Genomic DNA, 21,006 nt, shown 5'->3' with positions numbered 1-21,006 from the left:
TCAGCGAGTTCTTCCGAGTCCACAACAGCCGAAATGACGAGCCAGTAAGTGCGACCCCGGCGAGTATGAAGTCGAGTGTGGCGGACGGAGGAACCATGTCATAATGAGTGAGCATGTTATTGTCGACCTTTTGAGGATTTGTAACAGCGGTTGAAGTGGCTCCACTACGCTCAGGTCGTGTTTCGTGACATCAGTCGAGATAGCTCCATCGAGAACTCCGTTCCTGTGAGGTCAGTCAATCAAATCTTTCGGTGCAACAGCGCCGTGATCGAGCAGTTCCCCGTCGAAGGTGACCATGGTCGCATCAACGTCGTTCGCTAATGCTGGAAGCACACAATCTATTGTATAGAGCAGATTGTCTCGCTGTAATTCATACGCCGCAATCTGGTCGCTGATTTCGGGCGCGTAGATGTCCACACTACCGTAGATATCCGACAACACCGACTCGACGCGGGACTGCTCAACGCGCTTCTTCTTCGTCATTACTGACCGAATTTCCATGAGATTCAGAATGGAGGTACAGAACTCGTGGTTTTCATTGAGTAACTGTGTCGCAATCTCACCACGACCCGGTTCATCAGTCAAGCTAGCAATAAAGACATTGTATCGAGGAAGACCTTCATTCTCGGCTTCGTTCGTCACGTACCGCTTCAACGGAATCAACTTCAACATCTGCAAGTCGACCTGAAAGTAGGTCGCCGAGTCGAGCCTGAGGCTCGTCATCTTCGGGCGATTCGTCGGTCCAATTCGGCGGCGTTGCGTAGCTACCCATTGCCGGTAATTGCAGACGTGCCTGTAAATCGCTTTCTCTATTCAGAATTGCACTCCGCTAAATGCACTAAGACAGGTATCGGTTTGCTGAACACCCTCCACCGGGGTCACACAATTCTGTCAGGTACTAATGAGTTCGACAGCGCCGTCGGGCCGAATACAGACGCACAGACGCCCGGCCCGATCAGCTCCCGCCGAGGACGCGCTTGAACAGCGTGAACGTGAGCAGGGTGAAAAACAGCCCGTTCAACATCCCCTGACTCGCCGCGAGCACGCGCGCCGCCGGCCCGAGCGGGTTGACGTCGCCGTAGCCGACCGTACTAAAGCTGATGTAGCTGTAGTAGACGTTATCGAAGAGAACTTCCATCGTCGTCTTGTCGACGGCGGCGGGGTCGAAGACGCTCCCCGCCTGCGTCAGGAACGGCCCGCCGAGGGCGTAACACAGCCCGAACAGCGCCGGGAGGAGGAACGTGAACGCCGCGATTCGGGGGAGTCGGTTGCCGTAGCCACAGGTGACCTGCATGAGCGTGTTCAGCCCCACACTGGCGACCTTCTTGCCGCGAGCCCACGTGTTCAGCGAATACTCGTTGAGAATAATATCGAAGTTCTTCTCGCGGTTGTAGTAGTAGCGCTTGAACTCGAACTCGCGGCTCGCGGGGGTGTCACCGACGGCGTTGGCGCTGGCCTGCGCTTTGCGGTACGTTTCTTCGATGATATCGGGCGTCAGTTCGACGGCGAACTGGCCGGTCGCGCCGTTACCGACGAAGTCGTGGATGGTCCAGTCGTTGCGTTCGAGATAGCCGTGGTGGTCGCTGAAGTCGAAGCGGTCGAACTCGGTGAGACAGAAGCGGAAGTGGTCCAGAAGCTGGTGTTCGTTACCGTCGCCCTCCAGCGTCAGGTCGCCGATGGTCGCGCGGGTGAGGTCGTACGGCGTCGGCTCGCCGGAACCCTGCGAAATCGTGCCGCCGTCGAGCGTCGCGTCGGTGAAGTCGAGGTAGGTGTCGCGGTCGCCGACGAGCACGCGGAAGCGGGCCGTCTCGAAGTCCGACTGCCGGAAGTCCGCGCGGTCGCGGAACGTCGTCTCCCAGAACGACGCGCTCGTGAAGTTCGCGGCCTCGAACTCCGCGCCGGCTTCGAAAGTCGCCTCGTTGAACGAGGCGTTGGCTTCGAGGTGCTGTAGTTCGCCCTCGAAAAATGTCCCGCGAAAGGACGCCGGACCGTGGAAGGTGGCGGTCTTGAACGTCACGTCCTCTTCGAACCGCGCCTCGCCGAACCGGGCGTTCGATTGGAACTCGACCGCCTCGAAGGAGGCGTCGGAGCCGAACGTCGCCTCCTCGGCGACGACGGCGTCGCGGAACTCGCTCTCGTCGAAGTTCGCTTGCCCGCCGAACGACGCCAAAGAGAGGTCGAACGCGCCGTCGACGCGGAGGCGGTAGCAGTCGGTGCGGGCGGTGAACGTCGCGCGGTCGAAGTTGACTCCGCCCTTGAACACGGCGTCCTTGAAGTCCGAATAGCGGAATCGTGCGAGTTTGTAGTCGGCTTCACCCTCGAACGTCGCACCCTCGAACGTCACGTCGTCGTGGGTCGTCCGGCTCCCGCCGTTGAACTCGACGCCGCGGAACTCGGCCAACTGCATGAACCGGGCGTCGGCGAAGCTCGCGTCGTCGCCGAACCGCGCCTCGTCGAAGTCGGCCATCTCGTCGAAGCGGACGCCGTTGAACCGCGCGTCGCCCTCGAACTCGACGTGTTCGAAGTCCGAGCCGGCGGTGAATCGCGCGCCCTCGAACGTCACGTAGTTGAAGATGGCCTGTCTGAAGCTCGCGTCGTCGCGAAACGTCGCGTCCGCGAAAGTGATGTTGTCGTCGAGGACGTGACTGCTCCCGCTGGTCTCGGCGTCGCGGAAGCGCGCCGTGCCGTGGAACGTCGCGTCCGCGAAGCTCGTGTCGTCCTGGAACGCCGTCTCGTCGCATCGGACCTCGCCGCGGAAGGTCGCCCCGGAGAAGCGAACGTCCTGTTCGAACGTCGCCTCGTCGGCCGTCATCGCGCCGGTCACGGTGACCTCCCGGGCGTCCACGTCGCCGGTGACGACCGCCTCGTCGAGTTTGAGGCGGTCGACCGTCGCCTCGCGGAGAATCAACCCCTGGTCGAGGCGGCCGTGAGTGAGGTCCAAGCCCTCGATATCTGCGTGCTGGAAGTTCAAGACGTGGTTCGTCGCGCCGTTGATGTCCTGATAGGTGAGCGAAAGGTGCGGGAGGTCCGCGCCGACGTACTCGTTGACGCGGGTGTCGGGCGACTGGAGGTTCGCCCGGAGTTCGTCGACGATGTCGTCGCCGGTCACGTCGAGCGAGGCGCGCTCGTCGCGACTCATGTGGAACACGCAGAACTCGCTTTCGGGGTGGGACTCGTGCGGGCACTCCCACGTCGTCTGGAGGTGGGCGTCGGTCTGAACCGACGGGTCGAACGTGTACCGGCACGACGAAGAGGACATCAGCGCCGGCGTGGACTCATTTCTCGACATGGCTGGGGAGAGGCGGGCGGGTACGCTGTGGACAGCGGGTGTGGCGGGAGCCGCGAGTGAGACGGGCGGGTCGGGGTCGGCGAGCGCGCTCGGGCGACGAGGCGACGCTCGAACGCGCGGACAGTCGTATGTGAAACATTGTTTGGTGTGTTGATATATATCTTCGGACCGCCGCCGGCGTCAGTCGAATATCTCGCGGCGCTCGGACGCCGAGAGCTCGGCGTGAATCGCGTTGGGCGAGCAGTGTTCGCACTCGCGGGCGGGGTTGGTGCTCTGCTCGAAGGTCCAAAGCGGCCACCCGAAGAGGAAGAAGGCCTCCATCTGGTGGCGCTCGATGATGGCCTCGGCGGGCTTGCCGCAGTTCGGACACCACTCGTCGCCGTCGGCCGGCTCTTGGAACGTCACCTTCCGGCGGCCGAACCCGGCGTTCGAGTAGGCCTCGCTTCTGGACATCTCGACGAGGTCCTCGGCGGGGTAGGGGTCGGCGTCGACCGCGTTGTCGAAGCCGGTGTCGGTCTCGACGCTCGACGCGAGATACGGCCCGACGCTGACGGTGTTGTCGTAGCCGACGAAGTGAACCGAGACCGCCGCGCCCCGGCCCTCGACCCGCACCTCGTGGCCGTGGCCGACGAGGTAGAGCTCCACGTCGGAGGTGACCTCCGTGAGGTCGATGTCGTGGGCCATGCCGACCGCGTAGACGCCGGTATCGGGGTCGGTTGCGCTCCCCGACTGCTTCCAGCCGAAGGTGGACACGTCGTAGTCGTCGGGGGCGGCGACGGGCGTCGCGTCGCCCGCGTAGACGTTCTCCGCGCCGGGTGCGGAGACCGCGCCGTCGGCGGCGTCCGCGGCGATGAACACGTCTTCGGCGTCGCCGAGACGGACGTCGCCGCCGACCGACTGGACGTAGCCGTCTTCGAGACTGCCACGAATCTCGGTCTCGACGGCCGCGTCGCCGACGGCCGCGTCGTCGGTCACCGACGCGTGAGTGAAGACGTACTCGGCGTTCTGCACGGTGAGGTCGCCGGCGACGCTCGCGCCGCCGACGAACACGTCCGCGGGGTCGCAGAGCTCGACCGGGGGTCGTTCGGAGCCGTTGAGCGTCACGTCGCCGTCGTAGGTGGTGGCGTTTCGGGTCATCGTTGGGTCTGTCGTTCGGGAGTTATCGCTGAGCCGCTCGTCTGGGTGTCATCGTCGTCTCGGTGTACAGCGCGAGGTCGTACTCCGGATAGGTGTGGTACGTCTCGTAGCCGCCGTCGGCGACGCGGATAGTAGTCCACGCCTCCGGGCCGAACCGGTAGGCGACCGTCGCCTCCTCCGGGCCGGGGAAGGCGTCGAGCGGCCGACCCTCCACGACCGTTCGGGCGTCGAGTCGGTCGCTCTCGAAGCTGAACTCGCGTTCCGCGCCGACGGACAGCGGCGTCCGGTGCGTCCGCTCGTGCGGCAACGGCTTGCACGAACACAGCTCGTGGAAGCCGAGCGCCGGCAGGCCGACGTAGTGGGACTCGCCGATGACGGTGAGGACCGCGGGTTCGCCCGCGAGCGTCGCCGGGGCGACCGCCTTCACGTCCACGGTCGTTAGGTCCGGCGCGTCGGCGCTGTAGCCGAAGTACAGCTCCGTCAGTGTCTCGGCCGGCGGCGACGAGTCGGTTTCGGCGGGCGGTTCGGTGGGAGCGGATGGCTGGGAGGGCATGGGTGGTCAGGTATCGACGAGGATGTCGTAGTTCGGGTGGAAGATGGAGTTCTCGCGGACGCCGCGGTAGTGCGGGACCGCGTGCCACTCGACTGCGCCGTAGTGCTCCTCGCGGGCGCGGACGTATCGGGTCGCGCCGTCGCCGGCGAGTCGGGGGCGGTCGCCGGGCGCGAGCACGTAGAACTGCTCGACGCGTTCGGTCTCGCCGTCGTCGTCGAGGTCCTCGCGCACCCAGTAGGAAAGCTCTTGGGTGAAGCCCGCGGCCCCGACGGTGTTGACGAACGCCTTGTGGTGTTCGGGGTAGGCGTCGGGCGAGTAGCCCCACGTCACCGCGACGCCGTCCTCGGAGAGGTGGGTCCGGACGGAGCGGTAGAACTCGGTCGAGTAGAGCGTGAGCAGGTCGTCGTCGGTCGCGCCGGGAATATCGAGCAACACGAGGTCGTACGTCTCGTTCGTCTCTTGGAGGTAGCGGTAGCCGTCGGCGACCGTCGTGTTCAGCCGGTCGTACTCGTAGGCGTCGTCGTGCCAGCGTCCGAAGAACGGGTCCGTCTTCGCGTCGCGCATGAACTCGCCGTCGAGGTCGACGTGGTCGACGGTGACGCCGTACTCCCGCAGGTGGTCGATTGCGATCCAGTCACCGCCGCCGACGACGAGCACCTTCGTCTCGGGGCCGGGTTCGACCAGCGACATCGGCACGTCGACCAGCCCCTGATGGTAGCTGTCGGCCCAACTCTCGCAGAGTTGGACGGCCGCGCCGAGGCGGAGGCACTGCTCGGTCCGCCCGTCGAAGTACGGATTCGGGCCGGTGCCGGTCCACGTGCGGTTGTACCGGATGACGTGCTGGTAGGCGGTCGTCTCCTGCGAGGTGACCGTCGCGCGCATCGCGCCCGGCGAGTACTCGTTTTCTATCTGCTGTTCGAGGTAGAGTTGCGACAGGCGCTCGTCGGCGACGTCGTGTTTGGCGACGACGCCCGCGTAGGTCGCCGTCAGGAGCAGGCAGACGACGAGGAGCGTCTTCGAGACGCGGGCGGCCGAAAGCGAGCGGTCCGGGCGGGCGCTGGCGGGCGCGTTCCCGCCGGAAGCGTCGCTGTCGCTCAACCCGGCGTCGCCGAGGGGCCACCACGACCACTCGCCGAAGTGGGCGACGAAGACGAGCGCGGCGACCCCGTTGAGGAGCGCCAGCACGAATATCGTCGGGATGAGGCCGAGCCCCGGATAGAGGACGCGGGCGTAGACGACGGCACCGACGAGGCCGCCGACGTAATCCATCGTGAGGACGACAGAGAGCCCGCTTCTGCGGCCCTCGGTCCGCTCGACGGTCCAGAAGATGCCGACGGCGGCCACGACGAGGTCGTGAACTCGCGCGCCGGCGTCCCGGAGCCACGAGGGCGTCGTCGACCCGTCATCGTCGTCGAGGTCGTCGAACATGCGGGTCAAAAGCGGGAGTTCGAACCCCGAGAGGAACCCGACGACGACGACCGGCAGGCGGGCGACGGTCCAGACGAGTTCCGCGGGCACCGCCTGCGGGATGCGGACGCTGTTGAGGCCGACGATGAGCAGGAAGCCCGCGGGCGCGGCGGCCGCGAGAAGCACCTCCGTGCGGAAGAAGTTCCCGCCGAGGGTCGCGCCATCGAGGTCGTCAGAGAGCGCCGCGCCGATGCCGAGGCTGAAGAAGTACAGGCCGACCGTGATGACGTACTGGGTGACCGTCCCGCCGTACATCACCGTCAACAGCTCCGAGTAGACGAACTCGTAGGCGAAGCTACAAAAGGACACCACGAAGGTGAGCGTCAGGAGCGTCGCCGTGTCGGTTCGTGTGTCAGACATCGATTGCGGGGGAGTCGGGCGCGGCGGGTGCGGCGGGCGTGGCGGAGTCTCCGTCGCGGCGACCGCGGTCGTTCACCGCGCTCAGATGCGCGGGGAGACTTTCCACTCTTCCTCGATTGAGTACCCCGCGTCGCCGATGCCGTCGGTGACTTCGAGGTCGTAACACTCCCAGCGGAAGTCGTGGTTCACGTCGTCGCCGACGACGTGCGCGCCGACGCGGTACCAGCCGTCTCTGCCGAGCTGGCTCCCGTCGGACATGTCGTACTCGACGGTGCCGTTGGGGTCCTGTATCTCGCGGTCCCACGGCACCGGGCCGGCCTCGGGCGCGTCGTCGCGCATCGCCGCGGTCGACCCGAGGTAGGCGACGCCGAGCGCGGCGACGCCGACGGGGAACCGGCTCACTTTGCCGGCGTTGTTCTCGTACCAGTCGTCGGCGTAGTCGCCGCCGTGGTACCACGCGTGGCCGTGGACCGTTCGCGGGGCGGAGGCGTAGCCGCCCGTGCCGCGGCCGGTCGCGCCGCGGCCGCCACCGCCGCCGCTCTTGCCTTTCGCGCTCGCGACCCCGACGGGGCTGAGCGCGGCCAGAGACTGCGGGTCGAACCCTGACAGCGACGACTGGTCGGCGGCTTCGTAGCGGGACATCACCCACGTCTGGTCGGCGAGGTCGACGACGAGCGAGCCGTCGGACGCCTCGAAGTCGGAGACGACGCTCGACTTTCGCGGGGGAGGGGAGTTCGAGCCGAGACAGCCGGCGAGTCCGCCGGCGGCCCCGAGACCGGTCAGTCGGAGGAACGTGCGACGCTTCATGGGGACTCTCGTCTCTGTCAATCAGAAAACTAGGATAACAGTCTTGTGGTTCGACACGTCTCGCGGGACAGATTCGCAGTTCCTGCTGTGTCTGACGGGGGACCGCCGCGAACACGGCCCTGACGCCCCCGACGACGACCCCGAGCGCATCAATCGACGACTCGTTTGTCACAGAGAGAGTCAGCCACCGGAGGGTCGTTAGTATCTCTGACTATCGGGACCTAGTGGGAAACGGCACGCGACGGGAGTTCTACGTCAATCTTCAGACAGGGGTAGCGATTTGCGGAGTTCGCTCGAGAACCGGTCCACGTCCAACTGTTCCGGCAGGTCGTTCCGCCCGTCGTGTTGCGTGAGCGAACCGGATTCGAACGCGGGGTTGCGCTCTTCGACTGTCTCCAGCGACACCTTCGTCGTGACGGTGAAATGCTCGACCGGCGAGACGAACCCCCAGAGCGCGCCCGCGGTGTTGAGGACGACGAGAATCGGCGTCCACGGGACCGCGAGGAGCGTGAGTTTCGACTCGGACCAGTAGCTCGCGACGCCGACGCCCGTCACGACGAACAGCGTGGCGAACTCGACGAGCGAGCCGACTCGGTAGAGCATCAAGTCCGGGAGCGCACCGGGGACGAGAAACGTGACGACTGTTATCAGCGGTATGAGCGGCGAAAAGCCCCACGCGACGAGGCGGAACTGCAGAAACGTCTGGTAGTGGAGCGGGAGCAGGTCGGAGTCCTGCCGCGTCCCCGAGAACCACCGCCGCCGCTGTTTGAGCATCGTCATCACCGACGGCGGAGCCTGATTGCGGAACTTGCAGTTCAGCACGGTGAAATCGAGGTCGGACGCGCTGGCGGCGCGCCACGCGAAGTCCGTGTCTTCGGTGATGGTCTTCGAGTCCCACGTGATTTCGTTTTCGAGGCTCGTCCGAACCGCGATGCCGCCGCCCCACGCGTACAGCGGGAAGCTGAACCGGCCGAATGCCCGCTGTTCGCGCTGATAGCCGATGCGGAACACCTCCGAGAGGTACGTCACCCACGACCCGGTGTACAGCGGAAGCTCCGTAATCTGGACGATGTCGCTCTCTGGCAACCCCTCGAAGTTCGCCATCAGCGTGTCCTCGTCGAGGTAGAGGACGAACTCCTTGTCGCAGGGAATCTCGCGGCGCGCCCATTCGAGCGCCCGACCCTTGTGGGTCGCCGTACAGGTGAACTCCTCAGGGACGACGTGGACCGACGCACCCTCCACCGAAATCGGCTTCTCGGCGACGACCCGCACGTCCGCGAGGTCGTCAGGGACCGCGTTGACCGTCGACTGGACGATGTCCGCGGCGTCGATTGTGATGATGCGCACTTGGATGTCGTCGTAGCCGTAGACGACGTCGCCGGCGGCGATAGTCTGTCGCCACGCGAGGACGAGCACCTCGACGAACCACGTGAAGACCGATGCCGAGTAGAGCACGAAGACGGTCCAGACGAACATCAGGAGGACGAATACCGCCAGCTCGGACTGGACCTCCAACATATAGGGGAAACGTACATTTTGAGAGTAATGAATATGTGGACTGCGGAATCGACCGCCTCGATGGGGGACGACCGTCGGGTGCCCGACGATGCGGCGCGGTACCGAAATCTGAGAACCAACACAACCCACTTCCCCGGTGTGGACCGACTGAACACGATGGCCGATTCCACGAGCGGCGTCCCGGAGGCGGAACACGACACGTCGCGAGAGCAACACATCCAACTCCTGTTGGAAATCGAGCCCGTGAAGCGCTGTTCGTGCCCGTTAGCCGGCCCCGATTCGGCGGTCGAGAACGTCCACACGCACCTCGACGGCGACACCTGCCACGCCGAGGTGACCGTCGACGACGGGGACGCCTCGAAGGTGGTCCACGCGACGACGCAGGTCGGCGACGACTGTCTCTGCCGGGCGTTCGCCGAGTTCGAGTGCGTGCCCCGAATCCGACGCGCCGACGAGAAGCGCATCGTCGTCGAGACGTATCTCTCGGACCGCGCGACGATTTCGAACCTCGTGGGGCGGCTCGACGAGGTGGCCGAGCGCGTCTGTCTCAGGCGGCTTACCTCCGACGGCCGCGGCGATTCGAGCGAGTCGAAGACGGCGACCATCGACCTCTCGTCGCTCACGGCGAAACAGCGCGAGGCGGCGCTCATCGCCGTCCAGCACGGCTACTACGAGACGCCGCGACGGACGGGGTTGGCGGCGCTCGCGGAGGCGCTCGGCATCTCGAAATCGGCGCTCTCCCAGCGGTTGAACGCGGTGGAAGCCAAGCTCGCGATGGCCGTGTTCGACTCCGAGTGACAGCCGGGTCGACCGAGCGAAAATCGACAGACGGTTGACGTACGAGGCGGTCCGGTGCGTCGGTGAGTACATAAACTGCTTCATTATCCAGCGGGCGGCCTACGGGGGGAGGCCGCCACAGCACATGTGTACCTATGACCGACCCACAACAGCCGCGACTGACTCCGCTCGACGAGTGGGAGTCGGAAGCGGCGACCATCCTCGACGGGGGCGACTACGACGCCGAGTTGGGACTGCGGATGGCCCGCGACGCGATTCGAGTCTCGAACGGCGAGCTCTCCGACGCGGCGTTCCACGAGAGATACCACGAGGCGGTCGTCGCGGAGTTCGGCGAGGACCGCCGTCCGACCGAACCGGAGGGGTTCGATGAGTGACGACGGGAGCGGCTCGAAAGGGGGTGACAGCGACGGCGTGTTCAGACGTGACGTGCTGAAGGCCAGCGGGGCCGCGGCCGTCGCGCTCGGGCTCGGGGGCGGCGGCTACGCCTCCTCGCTGGCCGAGACCGCCACCGAGCCGGCGTCGAGGCAGAACCCCGGCATCGAGAGCTACGTCGGACAGGACGAGATTATCAGGACGGCGTGCGCGCCGAACTGCCGCGGGAAGTGCCCGCTCGAAGCGCACGTCCGCGACGGGCGCGTCAGGAAAATCGAGCCGCAGATACCGGCCGACGAGCGGTACAAGCGCGCCTGTACCCTCGGGCTGTCGCACACCCAACGCATCTACAACGCCACGCGGCTCAAGTACCCGATGAAGCGCGTCGGCTGGGAGCCGGGGAGTCCGAACCCCGAGGGCCGCGGCGACGACGCCGAGTTCGAGCGCGTCGCGTGGGACGAGGCGCTCGACTACATCGCCGCCGAGATGGAGCGCGCCCGCGACGACTACGGCCCCGAGAGCGTCTACTTCGAGACGGGGTCGGGGAACAACGGCATCAGCGGCACCATCCAGAGCCGGCTGTCGTCGCTGTTCGGCGGGACCCAGAAGTCGTGGTCTATCGACATCAACGTCGGCCTCGGCTTCCGTCGGCTCGCCGGGGCCGGCTTCTTCAACGTCCCGACCAACGAGGTCGTCGACTGGCGGAACGCGAACACGGTCATCGTCTGGGGGTCGGACATCTTCGCCAGCAACCTCCAACAGGACGCCTCGAAGCTCCTCGACGCGGTCGAAAACGGCGCGAAGCTCGTCTGCGTCGACCCGGTGTTCACGAACACCGCCGCGAAGGCCGACCTCTGGCTCCCCATCAAGCCGGGCAAGGACACGCTGTTGACCCTGTCGATGATTAAGACGGTCCTCGACGACGGCACCTACGACACCGAGTTCCTCCGGAAGCGGACGCTCGGGCCGGCGCTCGTCCGCGACGACACGGGCGAACTGCTCGACGCGAGCGACGTGTTCGACGACGTGACCGAGGACCTGCCGGTCGCGCTCGACGAATCGACGGGCGAGCCGGTCGCGCTCGAACCCGAGACGTACGGCGAGTACGCGCTGTTCGGCGAGTACACCGTCGCCGGCGTCGCCTGCCACACGGCGCTTTCGCTCCTCGAAGCCCACGTCGCCGACTACGACGCCGACGCCGTCGCGGCCGAGGTCGGCATCAACGCCGAGAACATCCGGACCGCGGTGCGCTGGCTCGCGACGCGCGGCCCCGGCGGCATCGCCTCCGGATACGGCGTCGACCGCTACAAGTACGGTCACACCTTCGGGCAGGCGTACGCCATCCTCCTCGGGCTGACCGGCGACTTCGGTCGCCACGGAAGCATTCAGGGGAGCCACCCGCTCGGCGGGTCGTACGACAACGGGGGGTATGACGCGCCCGAGGACGGACCCGGAACGACGTCGCTCCCGCAGACGGACATCCTCACCGCGATGGAGTCCGGCGACCCCCATCAGCTGAAGGTGATGTACTCCCAGGAGTCGAACTTCATCGCCAACCAGATGCCGGACAGACAGCGCTGGCTCGAGGCGGCGAAGAACCTCGACCTCATCGCCGTCGCCGACATGCACCACACGCCGTCGGTCCAGCACGCGGACATCATCCTGCCCGCGTCCCACTGGTTCGAACGCGAGGACGTCGTGGACACGTGGGGCGGCCACCCGCACATCATGTACCGCCAACCCGCCCACGACCCGCTGTGGGAGTCGAAGTCCGACCACTGGATGCTGGTCAGGCTGGCCGAGCGTCTCGGCTTCGGCGACTACTTCAACCGCGACAAGTCGGCGACGCTTCGAGAACTGCTCTCGCACGACGACGAGGTGGACTACGAGACGCTGAAAGAACAGGGGACTGTGAAGGTGAACACGCCGGTCGTCAAGTTCACGGGGCCGTTCAACACCCCGTCGGGCCGGCTGGAACTGTACGACGAGGACGCGCCGACCGAAGGCGGCGTCACGCTGGAACTGCCGAAGCACATAGAGAGCCGGACGGCCGACGACTGGGACACGGCGGAGGAGTATCCGCTCATGTTCATCCAGAAGCACTCGAAGTGGCGCATCCACTCGCAGTACGAGTACCAAAACTGGCTCCGGGAGATAAACAACGAGCCGCAGTTGGACATCAACCCGAAGGACGCGGCCGCCCGCGGCATCGAAGACGGCGACTACGTCCGCGTCCACAACGACCGCGGTGAGATGGTCGTGAAGGCCAAGGTGAACGACGGCATGCAACCCGGGTTGGTGAACACCGACCAGGGCTGGTGGGGACGCGACTACGTCCGCGGCCACCACAACGACCTGACGCACACCGACGTGTGTGAGGTGACCGGGAACTTCGCGTTCTACGACACCAGAGTCGAGGTCGAACCGGCGCCGAGCGACGTCGACACGAGCAAGTACACGAGCGACCAGCCGACCGGTTCGGGCGCGTCCAGCGCCGGGGCGGGAGCGGGAAGTGACTGACCATGACCAACTACGGCTTAGTAATCGACCAGGAGCGGTGTATCGGCTGTCACGCCTGTGCCGTGACGTGTAAACAGGAGAACAACGTCGGCCTCGGCCAGTACTGGAACCGCGTGCTCACCGAGGGCGGCGACAAGATGGACACGCCGGCCGGGAGGTACCCGGAGAACGGCGAGGACGGCACGCTGGAGATGTCCTACCAGCCGACGGCCTGCCAGCACTGCGACAACGCGCCGTGCGTGAAGGTGTGTCCGGTCAACGCGACCTACACCCGCGAGGACGGCATCGTCGAAATCGACTACGACAAGTGTATCGGCTGTCGCTACTGCATGGCCGCCTGCCCGTACAACGCCCGCGTGTTCAACTGGGACGAACCGCAGACGGTCCCCGAAGACGGGACCGGCGACGTGCCGGCCCGCCCGCAGGGGGTCGTCGAGAAGTGTACGTTCTGTTCCCACCGCGTCGAGGAGGGCCTCGACCCCGCCTGCGTCGTGAACTGCCCGGCGGATGCCCGCATCTTCGGCGACCTCGACAACGAGGAAAGCACCGTCTCGAAGTACATCAGGAAGTACCAGACGACGCAACTGCTCGAAGACCGCGGCACCGACCCGAAGACGTACTACATCCGCGGCGAGATGAGTCCGGGTCGCCCGCAGACCTCCGACAAGATGGAGAGCGAACTCGACGACGTGTCCGTCTGGTCGGAGCCGAAGGACAACGGTCCGGTCGAGGAAAGCGGCGGAAGCGGCGGCGGCGGGTCACACGGCTCGCTGTCGAACGACGCGGTTCCGCACGTCCCCGCGTTCGAGGGGGGTGACGACTGATGTCGAGAGAGACCGCCTCCTCGCGGTTCGTCGTCCCCGAGTTCGGGAGCGCCGGGAAGCTCTGGGTGGGCTTTCTCGCCGCGCTCGTCGTCGTCGGCCTCGCGGCGTGGGCCTACCAGCTCACCACCGGTCTCGTCGTCACGGGGATGCGCAACGTGTTCTCGTGGGGGCTGTACATCATGATGTTCGTCCTGTTCGTCGGGCTGTCGGCCGGCGGGCTCATCATCTCCAGCGCACCGAAGTTCTTCCACTCGCACCGCTACGAGGGCTTCGCCCGCCTCGGGGTGCTGGTGAGCCTCGCGTGCATCACCGTGGCTGGGCTACTCATCCTGCCCGACATCGGTCGGCCCGAGCGCCTCTACCAGTTTTTCACCTCGCCGGACTTTCGGTCGCCGATGGTGTGGGACTTCGGCATCGTCATCCTCTACGGCGCGCTGAACCTCTGGTACCTCTGGCTCCTGACCCGCCGCGACCTCGCGGCCCGCGGGTCGCCGCTGGCGCTCGGCGTCGAGGACACCGAGGCCGGCCGCGAGCGCGACCGGACGCTCATGTTCTGGACCGCCGCCGTCGCACTGCCGACCGCGGTCGCGCTCCACTCGGTCACCGGGTGGATTTTCGCGACGCAAATCGGCCGCGGCGACTGGTTCAGCCCGCTCGTCGCGCCGGTGTTCATCGCCAAGGCGCTCGTCTCCGGCCTCGGCCTGCTGTTGGTCGTCTCCGTCCTCGTCTCGCGGTTCACCCGCTTCAGCGTCGACCGCGAGGAACTGACGAGTCTCGGGAAGGTGCTCGGCATCTTCCTCGCGTTCCACGTCGTCTACCTGCTCGCCGCCGAACGCCTCCCGCACGCGTGGGCCGACCACTTCGGGTTCTGGGCCATCACCGGGAGCTTCCTCATCGGCGAGTCGGCGTACTTCTGGCTCTGGACGGTCGTCGGCGGGGCGGTCCCGCTGGTGATGCTCGCGCTCCCGTCGTTCCGCGAGCGCGTGTCGGTCATCTTCACTGCCAGCGCCCTCGCGGTGTTCGGGACGACGTTCGAGGGGGTCCGACTGGTCTTCACGGGCTACGACGCGGCCAACATCGACGCCGCGCCCGGCATCTCCGTCGGCGGCGAGTACGCCGGGGTGACGACCGACATCTGGGCGACCGCTGGGTCGTACACTCCCACGGTCGTCGAGATTGCTGTCACCGCGGGCGTCATCGCCATCGGCGCGCTCATCGTCACTTTCGGGCTTCGGTACGTCCCGATTCAAGCCGAAAGCGAATCGACCGCGATGGCGACCGACGGCGGCGAGACGCGGGGGGAAGACCGATGAGCGAACCCGCCGCGCGAACCCCAAGCGAGGAGAACGACGCGACCGACGACGCCTTCGAGTCGGCCCGGACAGCGACGTACGCGGTCCTCGCGGCCTGCTGGCGCGAACCGACCGAGCGGCTGGTCGAAGTCGCAAACGACGGCGAACTGTCGGCGCTGTTCGGGCCGCTGGAGTCGCTCGAACTCCACGGACTTCGGAGCGAGTACGCCCGACTGTTCATCGGCCCGGCCGGCCCGCCGTGTCCGCCCTACGAGAGCGTCTACCGCGACAGGGAGGACGACGACGAGTTCGGCGAGGTACTGGGACCGGCGACGACGGCCGTCGAGCGCTGGTACCGGGCGTTCGGCGTCGAGCACCGACCCGAACAGCGCGACCTGCCGGACCACGTGGCGACGGAACTGGAGTTCTGCGCGTACCTCGGCGAACACGGCCTCGACGACCGACTCGACCAGTTCCGCGACGAACACCTCACGCGGTGGGTCGGCGACCTCTGTGACCGGGTCGAAGCCGAGACGCGGTCGCCGTTCTACGCGGCGCTCGCCCGGACGACGCGGGAGGTGGTCGCCGACTGATACACGGCTGAACCGGCCCGTCGGACCGACCACCATCGAACCACCATCGAACCACCGTCGAACCCCGTCGAACCACCATCGAACCACCGTCGAACCACCGTCGAACCACCGTCGAACCACCGTCGAACCACCGTCGAATCACCGTCGAACCACTATCGGATTACCCACCACGCCGCAGACCCAGTTCCTCCGGCTCCTTTTTAAAAGCCTTAATTATCAGCGGTTACATACACCGTTAGAGTCAACCGATATCAAACTAGTGAGTACGCATGCACGCACACCACGACCGGCCGCGACCGGCGACCCCCCTCTCCGAACCGATTCTCGTCCGCGGCGACAGCAGGGTCTCGTTGTCCGGGCCGGAGCTACGCGGGTTGCCCGCCGAGGACCGAACGGTGACGGTCGCGTGCGCGTCGGGGACGCGACACACCGCGACGTGGACCGGGGCTCCGGTCCTCGACCTCTTTGCCGACGCCGGCCTCGACGACGAGACGACGCACCTCGTCGTCGAGAGCGACGACGGCTATCGGGTCTGCATCGACGTGTACGCCGCGTTCGACGCCGTCGTCGCCTACGCCCGCGATGGGACGCCCATCGGCGAGGAACACGACTACGAGACGCGCTTTATCGCGCCCGACGTCGACGGGTCGCGGACGGTGAAAGGCGTCCGCGCCGTCGAGGCGCGCGCGCTCGACCCCGCCACCGACCCCGAATCGCTCGAAGACATCTTCAAGAAGCCCTGAGCAGATGACGCGAGAGAGACAGAACCGACCGAGCCGGACGGACGCGCCAACAGCGCCGAGTCCACGGACCGCGCCGGACGCCACGGCCGTCGTCCTCGCCGGCGGCGAGAGCACCCGTTTCGGACCCGGACACAAGGCCCTCGCGACGCTCGACGGGGAGCCGCTGATTCGGCGCGCCGTCGGGACGCTCCGGACCGTGACCGGGCGCTCGCCGATAGTTGCGGTTCGAACCGCAGACCAGCGCGAGCGCCTCGCCGCGGCCCTGCCTGCGACGTGGGACGTGCGGTTCGTCCGCGACGACCCGAGTCTGTCGGGGCCGCTCGCCGGCGTCGCCGCGGCCGCCGAGACGGCCGCGACCCCGTGGCTGTTCGTCGCCGGCTGTGACATGCCGCTTCTCGAACCGCACGCGGTGGCCGCGCTGTTCGGGCGCGCCACCCACCGAGACGGCGACCGCGGAGACGGCGAACACGGTCGCTCCGTCTCCGCGAAAGACGACCGCGGCCGTCTCAAACCGCCGGCCGTCGTCCCCGTCTCAGAGCGCGGCCACGAACCGCTTCACGCCCTGTACCGTCGTGCCGCGGTCCGAAACAACGTCTCCGAACTCGCTCCCGACGACGGCCTCCGGGCGCTTTTGGACCGACTCGATGGCGTTGAATACGTGGGGTTCGACTCGCTTCCCGAGAGCGTCGACCGGTCGGTGACGAACGTGAACACGCGCACCGAGTTGGCGCGGGTCGCCGCCGGGTGCGAGGTGCGGCGATGAACCTCGACGCGTCCGCGGGCCGGTCGAGCAGGCGGGCGTTCCTCGCGTCCGTCGCCGGGGTCGCGGCGGGCGGTCTCACCGCGACAGCGGGCTGTCTCGGTCGGGCGGGGTCGACACCGACCGTGTCGATTCTCGCCGCCGGAAGCCTCCAGCGGGCGCTCACCACCGAGTTCGAACCGCCGGACGGAACCCGCGTCGAGGTCGAGGCCCACGGCTCAGCGCGCGTTGCCCGGATGGTCGCCGACGGTCAACGCGACCCAGACATCGTCGCGCTCGCGGACCCGACGCTGTTCGACGCGCCGCTTTCGGTCCCGTGGTACGCCACGTTCGCCAACAACGCGCTCGTACTCGCGCACAACCCCCAGACCGACGGCGGAACGCGGGTCGCCGACGCCACGTCGTGGCCCGACGCCCTCCTCGACGACGCGGTCAGTCTCGGCCGAACCGACCCCGACCTCGACCCGCTGGGCTACCGGACGCGGTTCGCGCTCGCGCTCGCGGCCGACTACTACGACCGGCGGGCGCTCACAGACGACCTACTCCGCCGCGACCAGATTTACCCCGAGACGCAACTGCTCGCGCAGTTCGACGCCGGCGGCGTCGACGCGGCGTTCGTCTACCGGAGCATGGCCGTCGAGCGCGACTACCCGTACCTCGAACTCCCGGCCGCAATCAACCTGAGCGACCCCGAGCACGCGTCTGCGTACGAGACGGCTTCCTACACGCTCCCGGACGGCGTCACCGTCCGCGGCGGCCCGATTCGGTACGCCGCGACGCGCCGCACCGACACGGCGGCGGCGGAGTCGGTGTTCGAGGCGCTCGTCGGGACCGCCGGCGACCTCCTCGAACCCTCAGGATTCACCGTTCGCGAGAGCCACCCACACTACTTCGGAGATGTCCCACCGACAGCCTAATCGCCGCGAACGCGGCGTCACGCGACTCCTGCCCGAGACGTGGCGAGGCCTGACGCTACTTCTCGCCGGGATGCTCCTCCTCTACTACCTGCTTCCCATCGGCGCGCTCGTCCTCGCGCAGTCGCCGGCGTCGCTGGCCGCCGACGTGACGAGCGAGATCGTTCTGACGGCCGCCACCAACTCCGTCGTCGCGGCGACGCTCAGCACGCTGGTCGCCGTCGCCTTCGGCGTCCCGCTGGCCTACTGGCTCTCGCGCACGTCGTTCCGCGGCCGGGACGTGATTCTGGCGCTGGTGATGCTCCCGCTCGTGCTCCCGCCGGTCGTCAGCGGGATGTTACTCCTCAGACTCGTCGGCCCCGCGGGACTCGGTCAACTGACGAGCGTCCCGCTCACGCGCTCGCTGGTCGGCGTCGTCCTCGCGCAGACCTACGTCGCCTCGCCGTTTCTGGTCGTGACCGCGAAGACGGCCTTCGACGGCGTGGACAGGCAACTCGAAGCCGCGGCCCGCTCGCTCGGCGAGGACCGAATCGGGAGCGTCCGGCGCGTGACGCTCCCGCTGGCGAAACAGGGCATCCTCGCCGGCGTGACCCTGACGTTCGCGCGGGCGATGGGCGAGTTCGGCGCGACGCTCATGTTGGCGTACTACCCGCGGACGCTCCCGGTGCAAATCTGGGTGTCGTACCTCTCGACCGGCCTCGACGCCGCGTTCCCCGTCGCGCTCGTCCTCGTCGGCATCGCCGTCGGGGCGATTCTGCTGGTCCACGCGCTGGGGACGAACCCGTGGAAGTGAGGGCGGACGAACCCGTGGAAGTGAGGGCGGACGAACCCGTGGAAGTGAGGGCGGACGAACCCGTGGAAGTGAGGGCGGACGGAACCGGTAGACATCGACCAGCTCGAGGAGACGTCGGGCGACGAGAGTAGCTCGGTCCCGACAGCCGAATCGGCACCTACCTTCTTTACGGAGCGTTCCGTGGTCGCGAATAGAGGACTCGATGACATCGAAACAGGGTGGACACACACCGCTTTCTCCTCGCGCGACGCGAGCGTTCGAGCACCTTCGGCCCCTCGTCGCCGACCGCGACGCCGGAATGCCCGTGACCGACGCGCGCCGCCGGGTGTGCTCGGCGGGCGAAGACCCCGAGGCCGTCGACGAACTCCTGAACAAGGGGTATCTCTACGAAGTCGAAGGCGACGTGTACGTGACGTGAAGGCTGTCGCGCCGGCCTGACCGGGACCCGACGGCGGAACGCGGGGCAACTCACCCCGACTCACTTCCGGCTACCCAACGTTTTTGCGTCGATTCGGCGTATTTGCGCGAGCATGACGACACTCGAAGACATCGACTTGGACTTCGTGCCGTTCGGAGAGACGGGCCTCCAGACGAGCGAGCTCCAGTTCGGGACGTGGCGGTTCGGCAAGGAGACCGAACAGGGGAACGTCGAAATCGGCGAGGAGCGCGCGCACGAACTCCTCGACGCCTACGAGGCGGCCGGCGGGCGCTTCATCGACACCGCCGACGTGTACGGCGGCGGCGCGAGCGAGCGCTGGATCGGCGACTGGCTCGAAGACCGAGACCGAGAGCGGTTCACCATCGCGTCCAAAATCTACTGGCAGATTCGAAGCGGCGACCCGAACAGCCGCGGGACGAACCGGAAAAACGTCCGCCACCGCATCGACGCCCTGCTCGACCGCCTCGACACCGACTACGTGGACGTCCTCTACATCCACCGCTGGGACGACGAGACGCCCACGCGTGAGATGATGAAAACGCTCAACGGCCTCGTCGAAGACGGGAAAGTCCACTACCTCGGGGCGTCGACGCTCCGACCGAACGCGTGGAAGGTAGCGAAGGCGAACGAAATCGCCCGCGCTGAGGGCTGGGAGCCGTTCACCGTCGCACAGCCGCGATACAACCTCGTCGACCGCGAAATCGAGGGAGACTACTTGGAGATGACCCGCTCGTACGGCATCGCGGTCTGTCCGTGGAGCCCGCTCGGACAGGGTTTCCTCACCGGGAAGTACACCCGCGAGGACGGCCTCACCGGCGAGTCCCGCGCCGCGGAGTCCAGCCGGTTCGAGGAGTCGTATCTGACGGCGGAGAACTTCGACGTGCACGACGAACTCGACGCCGTCGCCGAGGAGGTCGACGCGACGCCCGCTCAGACGGCGCTCGCGTGGCTCATGCATCGCGACGGGGTCACGGCCCCCATCGTCGGCGCGCGCACGGTCGAACAACTGACCGAGAACCTCGAAGCCGCGACTATCGACTTCACGGACGAGCAGGTCGACCGCCTGACCGAGGCGAAACCCGACCCCTACGCGGGGCTCTAACTTCAGCGTCGAAGGAAACGGTGATACGGCCTCCGGGAGAACACAGCGTTCAATGAGTCGCCCACTCTGGTACCCGACCGTCGACGATGTCGTCGAGATACACGATGACATCGTTTCAGAGTATGCGGAGACGACCCGCGGGGTTCAGAGCGAGGGGATATCGAGTTCGCGCTGGAGTATATCGAAACGGGAAGCTTCGGCGAAGCACCGGAGACACCGGAGACCATACACGAGAAAGCGCACCATCTACTCCGACTCCTCGTCGCCAACCATCCATTCGTCGACGGAAATAAACGAACCGCGCTGAACACGACGGTCGTCTTCTACCTGCTCAATGGGTATCGATTGGAGTACGGCCACGAAGTCAGAGAGATTCTCAAGCAGTTCGGAACCGATGAAGCCGCCACGGACGAAGACGACGTTGTCGATTATCTCCGAACACACACCAAAGAAGTCGACCTCGATGGCGTGATCGAACAGTGGCGAAACGGACTCGTTCGGCACGAACTCGAGCAGTTGGCCGACGACACATCAGACCCGAACCAATAACTCTACGGAAGACACAGGAGGCGTATGGCGACGAAAGACGGCGCGAACAACCAATCCGAACTCGACAGGGTGATGGAAGACATCCGGCGAGAACTCGTTCTCCGCGTCGCGAAGGCCGACCGCGACGAACACCGGGACGTGTACGACGCACTCCAACACGAGTGAACACGGGGTTC

At 66.5% G+C, this 21,006-nt stretch carries 21 protein-coding genes; 14 read left to right on the top strand and 7 right to left on the bottom strand.

The features are described from left to right. Positions 1-231: 231 nt before the first annotated feature. From ACFQI8_RS12275 to ACFQI8_RS12245, 7 genes are all read right to left on the bottom strand, one after another. Positions 232-723, bottom strand: a complete 492-nt coding sequence (locus tag ACFQI8_RS12275) for a type II toxin-antitoxin system VapC family toxin (RefSeq protein WP_390245159.1) — start codon at positions 721-723, stop codon at positions 232-234. Between the two features lie 232 nt (positions 724-955). Further along, positions 956-3,259: a pentapeptide repeat-containing protein gene (locus ACFQI8_RS12270; protein ID WP_390245157.1), complete on the bottom strand. Its 2,304-nt coding sequence runs from the start codon at positions 3,257-3,259 to the stop codon at positions 956-958. 210 nt (positions 3,260-3,469) lie between these two features. After that, on the bottom strand, positions 3,470-4,426 hold the full coding sequence (locus ACFQI8_RS12265) for a DUF8108 domain-containing protein (protein ID WP_390245155.1): 957 nt from the start codon (positions 4,424-4,426) through the stop codon (positions 3,470-3,472). Between the two features lie 22 nt (positions 4,427-4,448). Next, complete coding sequence (locus tag ACFQI8_RS12260) at positions 4,449-4,979, bottom strand: hypothetical protein (RefSeq protein ID WP_390245153.1); 531 nt, start codon at positions 4,977-4,979, stop codon at positions 4,449-4,451. A 6-nt stretch (positions 4,980-4,985) separates the two neighbouring features. Continuing rightward, positions 4,986-6,806 carry a spermidine synthase gene (locus ACFQI8_RS12255; RefSeq protein ID WP_390245151.1) on the bottom strand — a complete coding sequence of 607 codons (1,821 nt, stop codon included), beginning with the start codon at positions 6,804-6,806 and terminating at the stop codon, positions 4,986-4,988. Between the two features lie 81 nt (positions 6,807-6,887). Further along, positions 6,888-7,613, bottom strand: a complete 726-nt coding sequence (locus ACFQI8_RS12250; RefSeq protein WP_390245149.1) for a hypothetical protein — start codon at positions 7,611-7,613, stop codon at positions 6,888-6,890. 255 nt (positions 7,614-7,868) lie between these two features. After that, positions 7,869-9,131 carry a glycosyltransferase family 2 protein gene (locus ACFQI8_RS12245; protein ID WP_390245147.1) on the bottom strand — a complete coding sequence of 421 codons (1,263 nt, stop codon included), beginning with the start codon at positions 9,129-9,131 and terminating at the stop codon, positions 7,869-7,871. A gap of 156 nt (positions 9,132-9,287) precedes the next feature. On the opposite strand from ACFQI8_RS12245, the gene ACFQI8_RS12240 reads away from it, so the two are divergent. The 14 genes from ACFQI8_RS12240 to ACFQI8_RS12175 all read left to right on the top strand — a co-directional run bounded on the left by ACFQI8_RS12240 (position 9,288) and on the right by ACFQI8_RS12175 (position 20,995). Beyond that, entirely contained in the window at positions 9,288-9,929 is a 642-nt protein-coding gene (locus ACFQI8_RS12240; protein WP_390245145.1) for a helix-turn-helix domain-containing protein, read from the top strand. A gap of 134 nt (positions 9,930-10,063) precedes the next feature. Beyond that, on the top strand, positions 10,064-10,303 hold the full coding sequence (locus ACFQI8_RS12235; protein ID WP_390245143.1) for a 4Fe-4S ferredoxin N-terminal domain-containing protein: 240 nt from the start codon (positions 10,064-10,066) through the stop codon (positions 10,301-10,303). Beyond that, the gene (locus tag ACFQI8_RS12230; protein ID WP_390245141.1) at positions 10,296-12,821 is read left to right on the top strand and encodes a molybdopterin-dependent oxidoreductase; all 2,526 of its coding nucleotides are present in this window, start codon (positions 10,296-10,298) and stop codon (positions 12,819-12,821) included. The genes ACFQI8_RS12235 and ACFQI8_RS12230 overlap by 8 nt, the downstream gene beginning before the upstream one ends. Before the next feature lie 2 nt (positions 12,822-12,823). Beyond that, entirely contained in the window at positions 12,824-13,645 is an 822-nt protein-coding gene (dsrO, locus tag ACFQI8_RS12225) for a sulfate reduction electron transfer complex DsrMKJOP subunit DsrO (RefSeq protein WP_390245139.1), read from the top strand. Further along, complete coding sequence (gene nrfD, locus ACFQI8_RS12220) at positions 13,645-14,958, top strand: NrfD/PsrC family molybdoenzyme membrane anchor subunit (RefSeq protein ID WP_390245137.1); 1,314 nt, start codon at positions 13,645-13,647, stop codon at positions 14,956-14,958. Before dsrO ends, nrfD begins: the two co-directional genes overlap by 1 nt. Then, entirely contained in the window at positions 14,955-15,530 is a 576-nt protein-coding gene (locus tag ACFQI8_RS12215; RefSeq protein WP_390245135.1) for a TorD/DmsD family molecular chaperone, read from the top strand. Before nrfD ends, ACFQI8_RS12215 begins: the two co-directional genes overlap by 4 nt. Before the next feature lie 269 nt (positions 15,531-15,799). Beyond that, complete coding sequence (locus tag ACFQI8_RS12210; protein ID WP_390245133.1) at positions 15,800-16,273, top strand: molybdopterin-dependent oxidoreductase; 474 nt, start codon at positions 15,800-15,802, stop codon at positions 16,271-16,273. A 4-nt stretch (positions 16,274-16,277) separates the two neighbouring features. After that, positions 16,278-17,036 (top strand): molybdenum cofactor guanylyltransferase, encoded by a 759-nt coding sequence (mobA, locus tag ACFQI8_RS12205; RefSeq protein ID WP_390245131.1) that lies wholly within the window; start codon positions 16,278-16,280, stop codon positions 17,034-17,036. Beyond that, positions 17,033-17,950: an extracellular solute-binding protein gene (locus ACFQI8_RS12200; protein ID WP_390245129.1), complete on the top strand. Its 918-nt coding sequence runs from the start codon at positions 17,033-17,035 to the stop codon at positions 17,948-17,950. The genes mobA and ACFQI8_RS12200 overlap by 4 nt, the downstream gene beginning before the upstream one ends. Further along, complete coding sequence (locus tag ACFQI8_RS12195) at positions 17,931-18,740, top strand: molybdate ABC transporter permease subunit (protein ID WP_390245127.1); 810 nt, start codon at positions 17,931-17,933, stop codon at positions 18,738-18,740. The genes ACFQI8_RS12200 and ACFQI8_RS12195 overlap by 20 nt, the downstream gene beginning before the upstream one ends. A 202-nt stretch (positions 18,741-18,942) precedes the next feature. Further along, positions 18,943-19,158 (top strand): hypothetical protein, encoded by a 216-nt coding sequence (locus ACFQI8_RS12190; RefSeq protein ID WP_390245125.1) that lies wholly within the window; start codon positions 18,943-18,945, stop codon positions 19,156-19,158. 112 nt (positions 19,159-19,270) lie between these two features. Then, positions 19,271-20,281, top strand: a complete 1,011-nt coding sequence (locus ACFQI8_RS12185; RefSeq protein ID WP_390245123.1) for an aldo/keto reductase — start codon at positions 19,271-19,273, stop codon at positions 20,279-20,281. Positions 20,282-20,440: 159 nt separating this feature from the next. Next, positions 20,441-20,830 carry a type II toxin-antitoxin system death-on-curing family toxin gene (locus ACFQI8_RS12180; RefSeq protein ID WP_390245328.1) on the top strand — a complete coding sequence of 130 codons (390 nt, stop codon included), beginning with the start codon at positions 20,441-20,443 and terminating at the stop codon, positions 20,828-20,830. Between the two features lie 24 nt (positions 20,831-20,854). After that, on the top strand, positions 20,855-20,995 hold the full coding sequence (locus tag ACFQI8_RS12175) for a hypothetical protein (RefSeq protein ID WP_390245121.1): 141 nt from the start codon (positions 20,855-20,857) through the stop codon (positions 20,993-20,995). Positions 20,996-21,006: the final 11 nt, after the last annotated feature.

This window comes from Haloferax chudinovii (assembly GCF_042663345.1).
GTDB classification, from domain to species: Archaea; Halobacteriota; Halobacteria; order Halobacteriales; family Haloferacaceae; genus Haloferax; species Haloferax chudinovii.
Note: the sequence above shows the minus strand (reverse complement) of the source record. Positions and strands in the feature narration are given on the sequence as shown.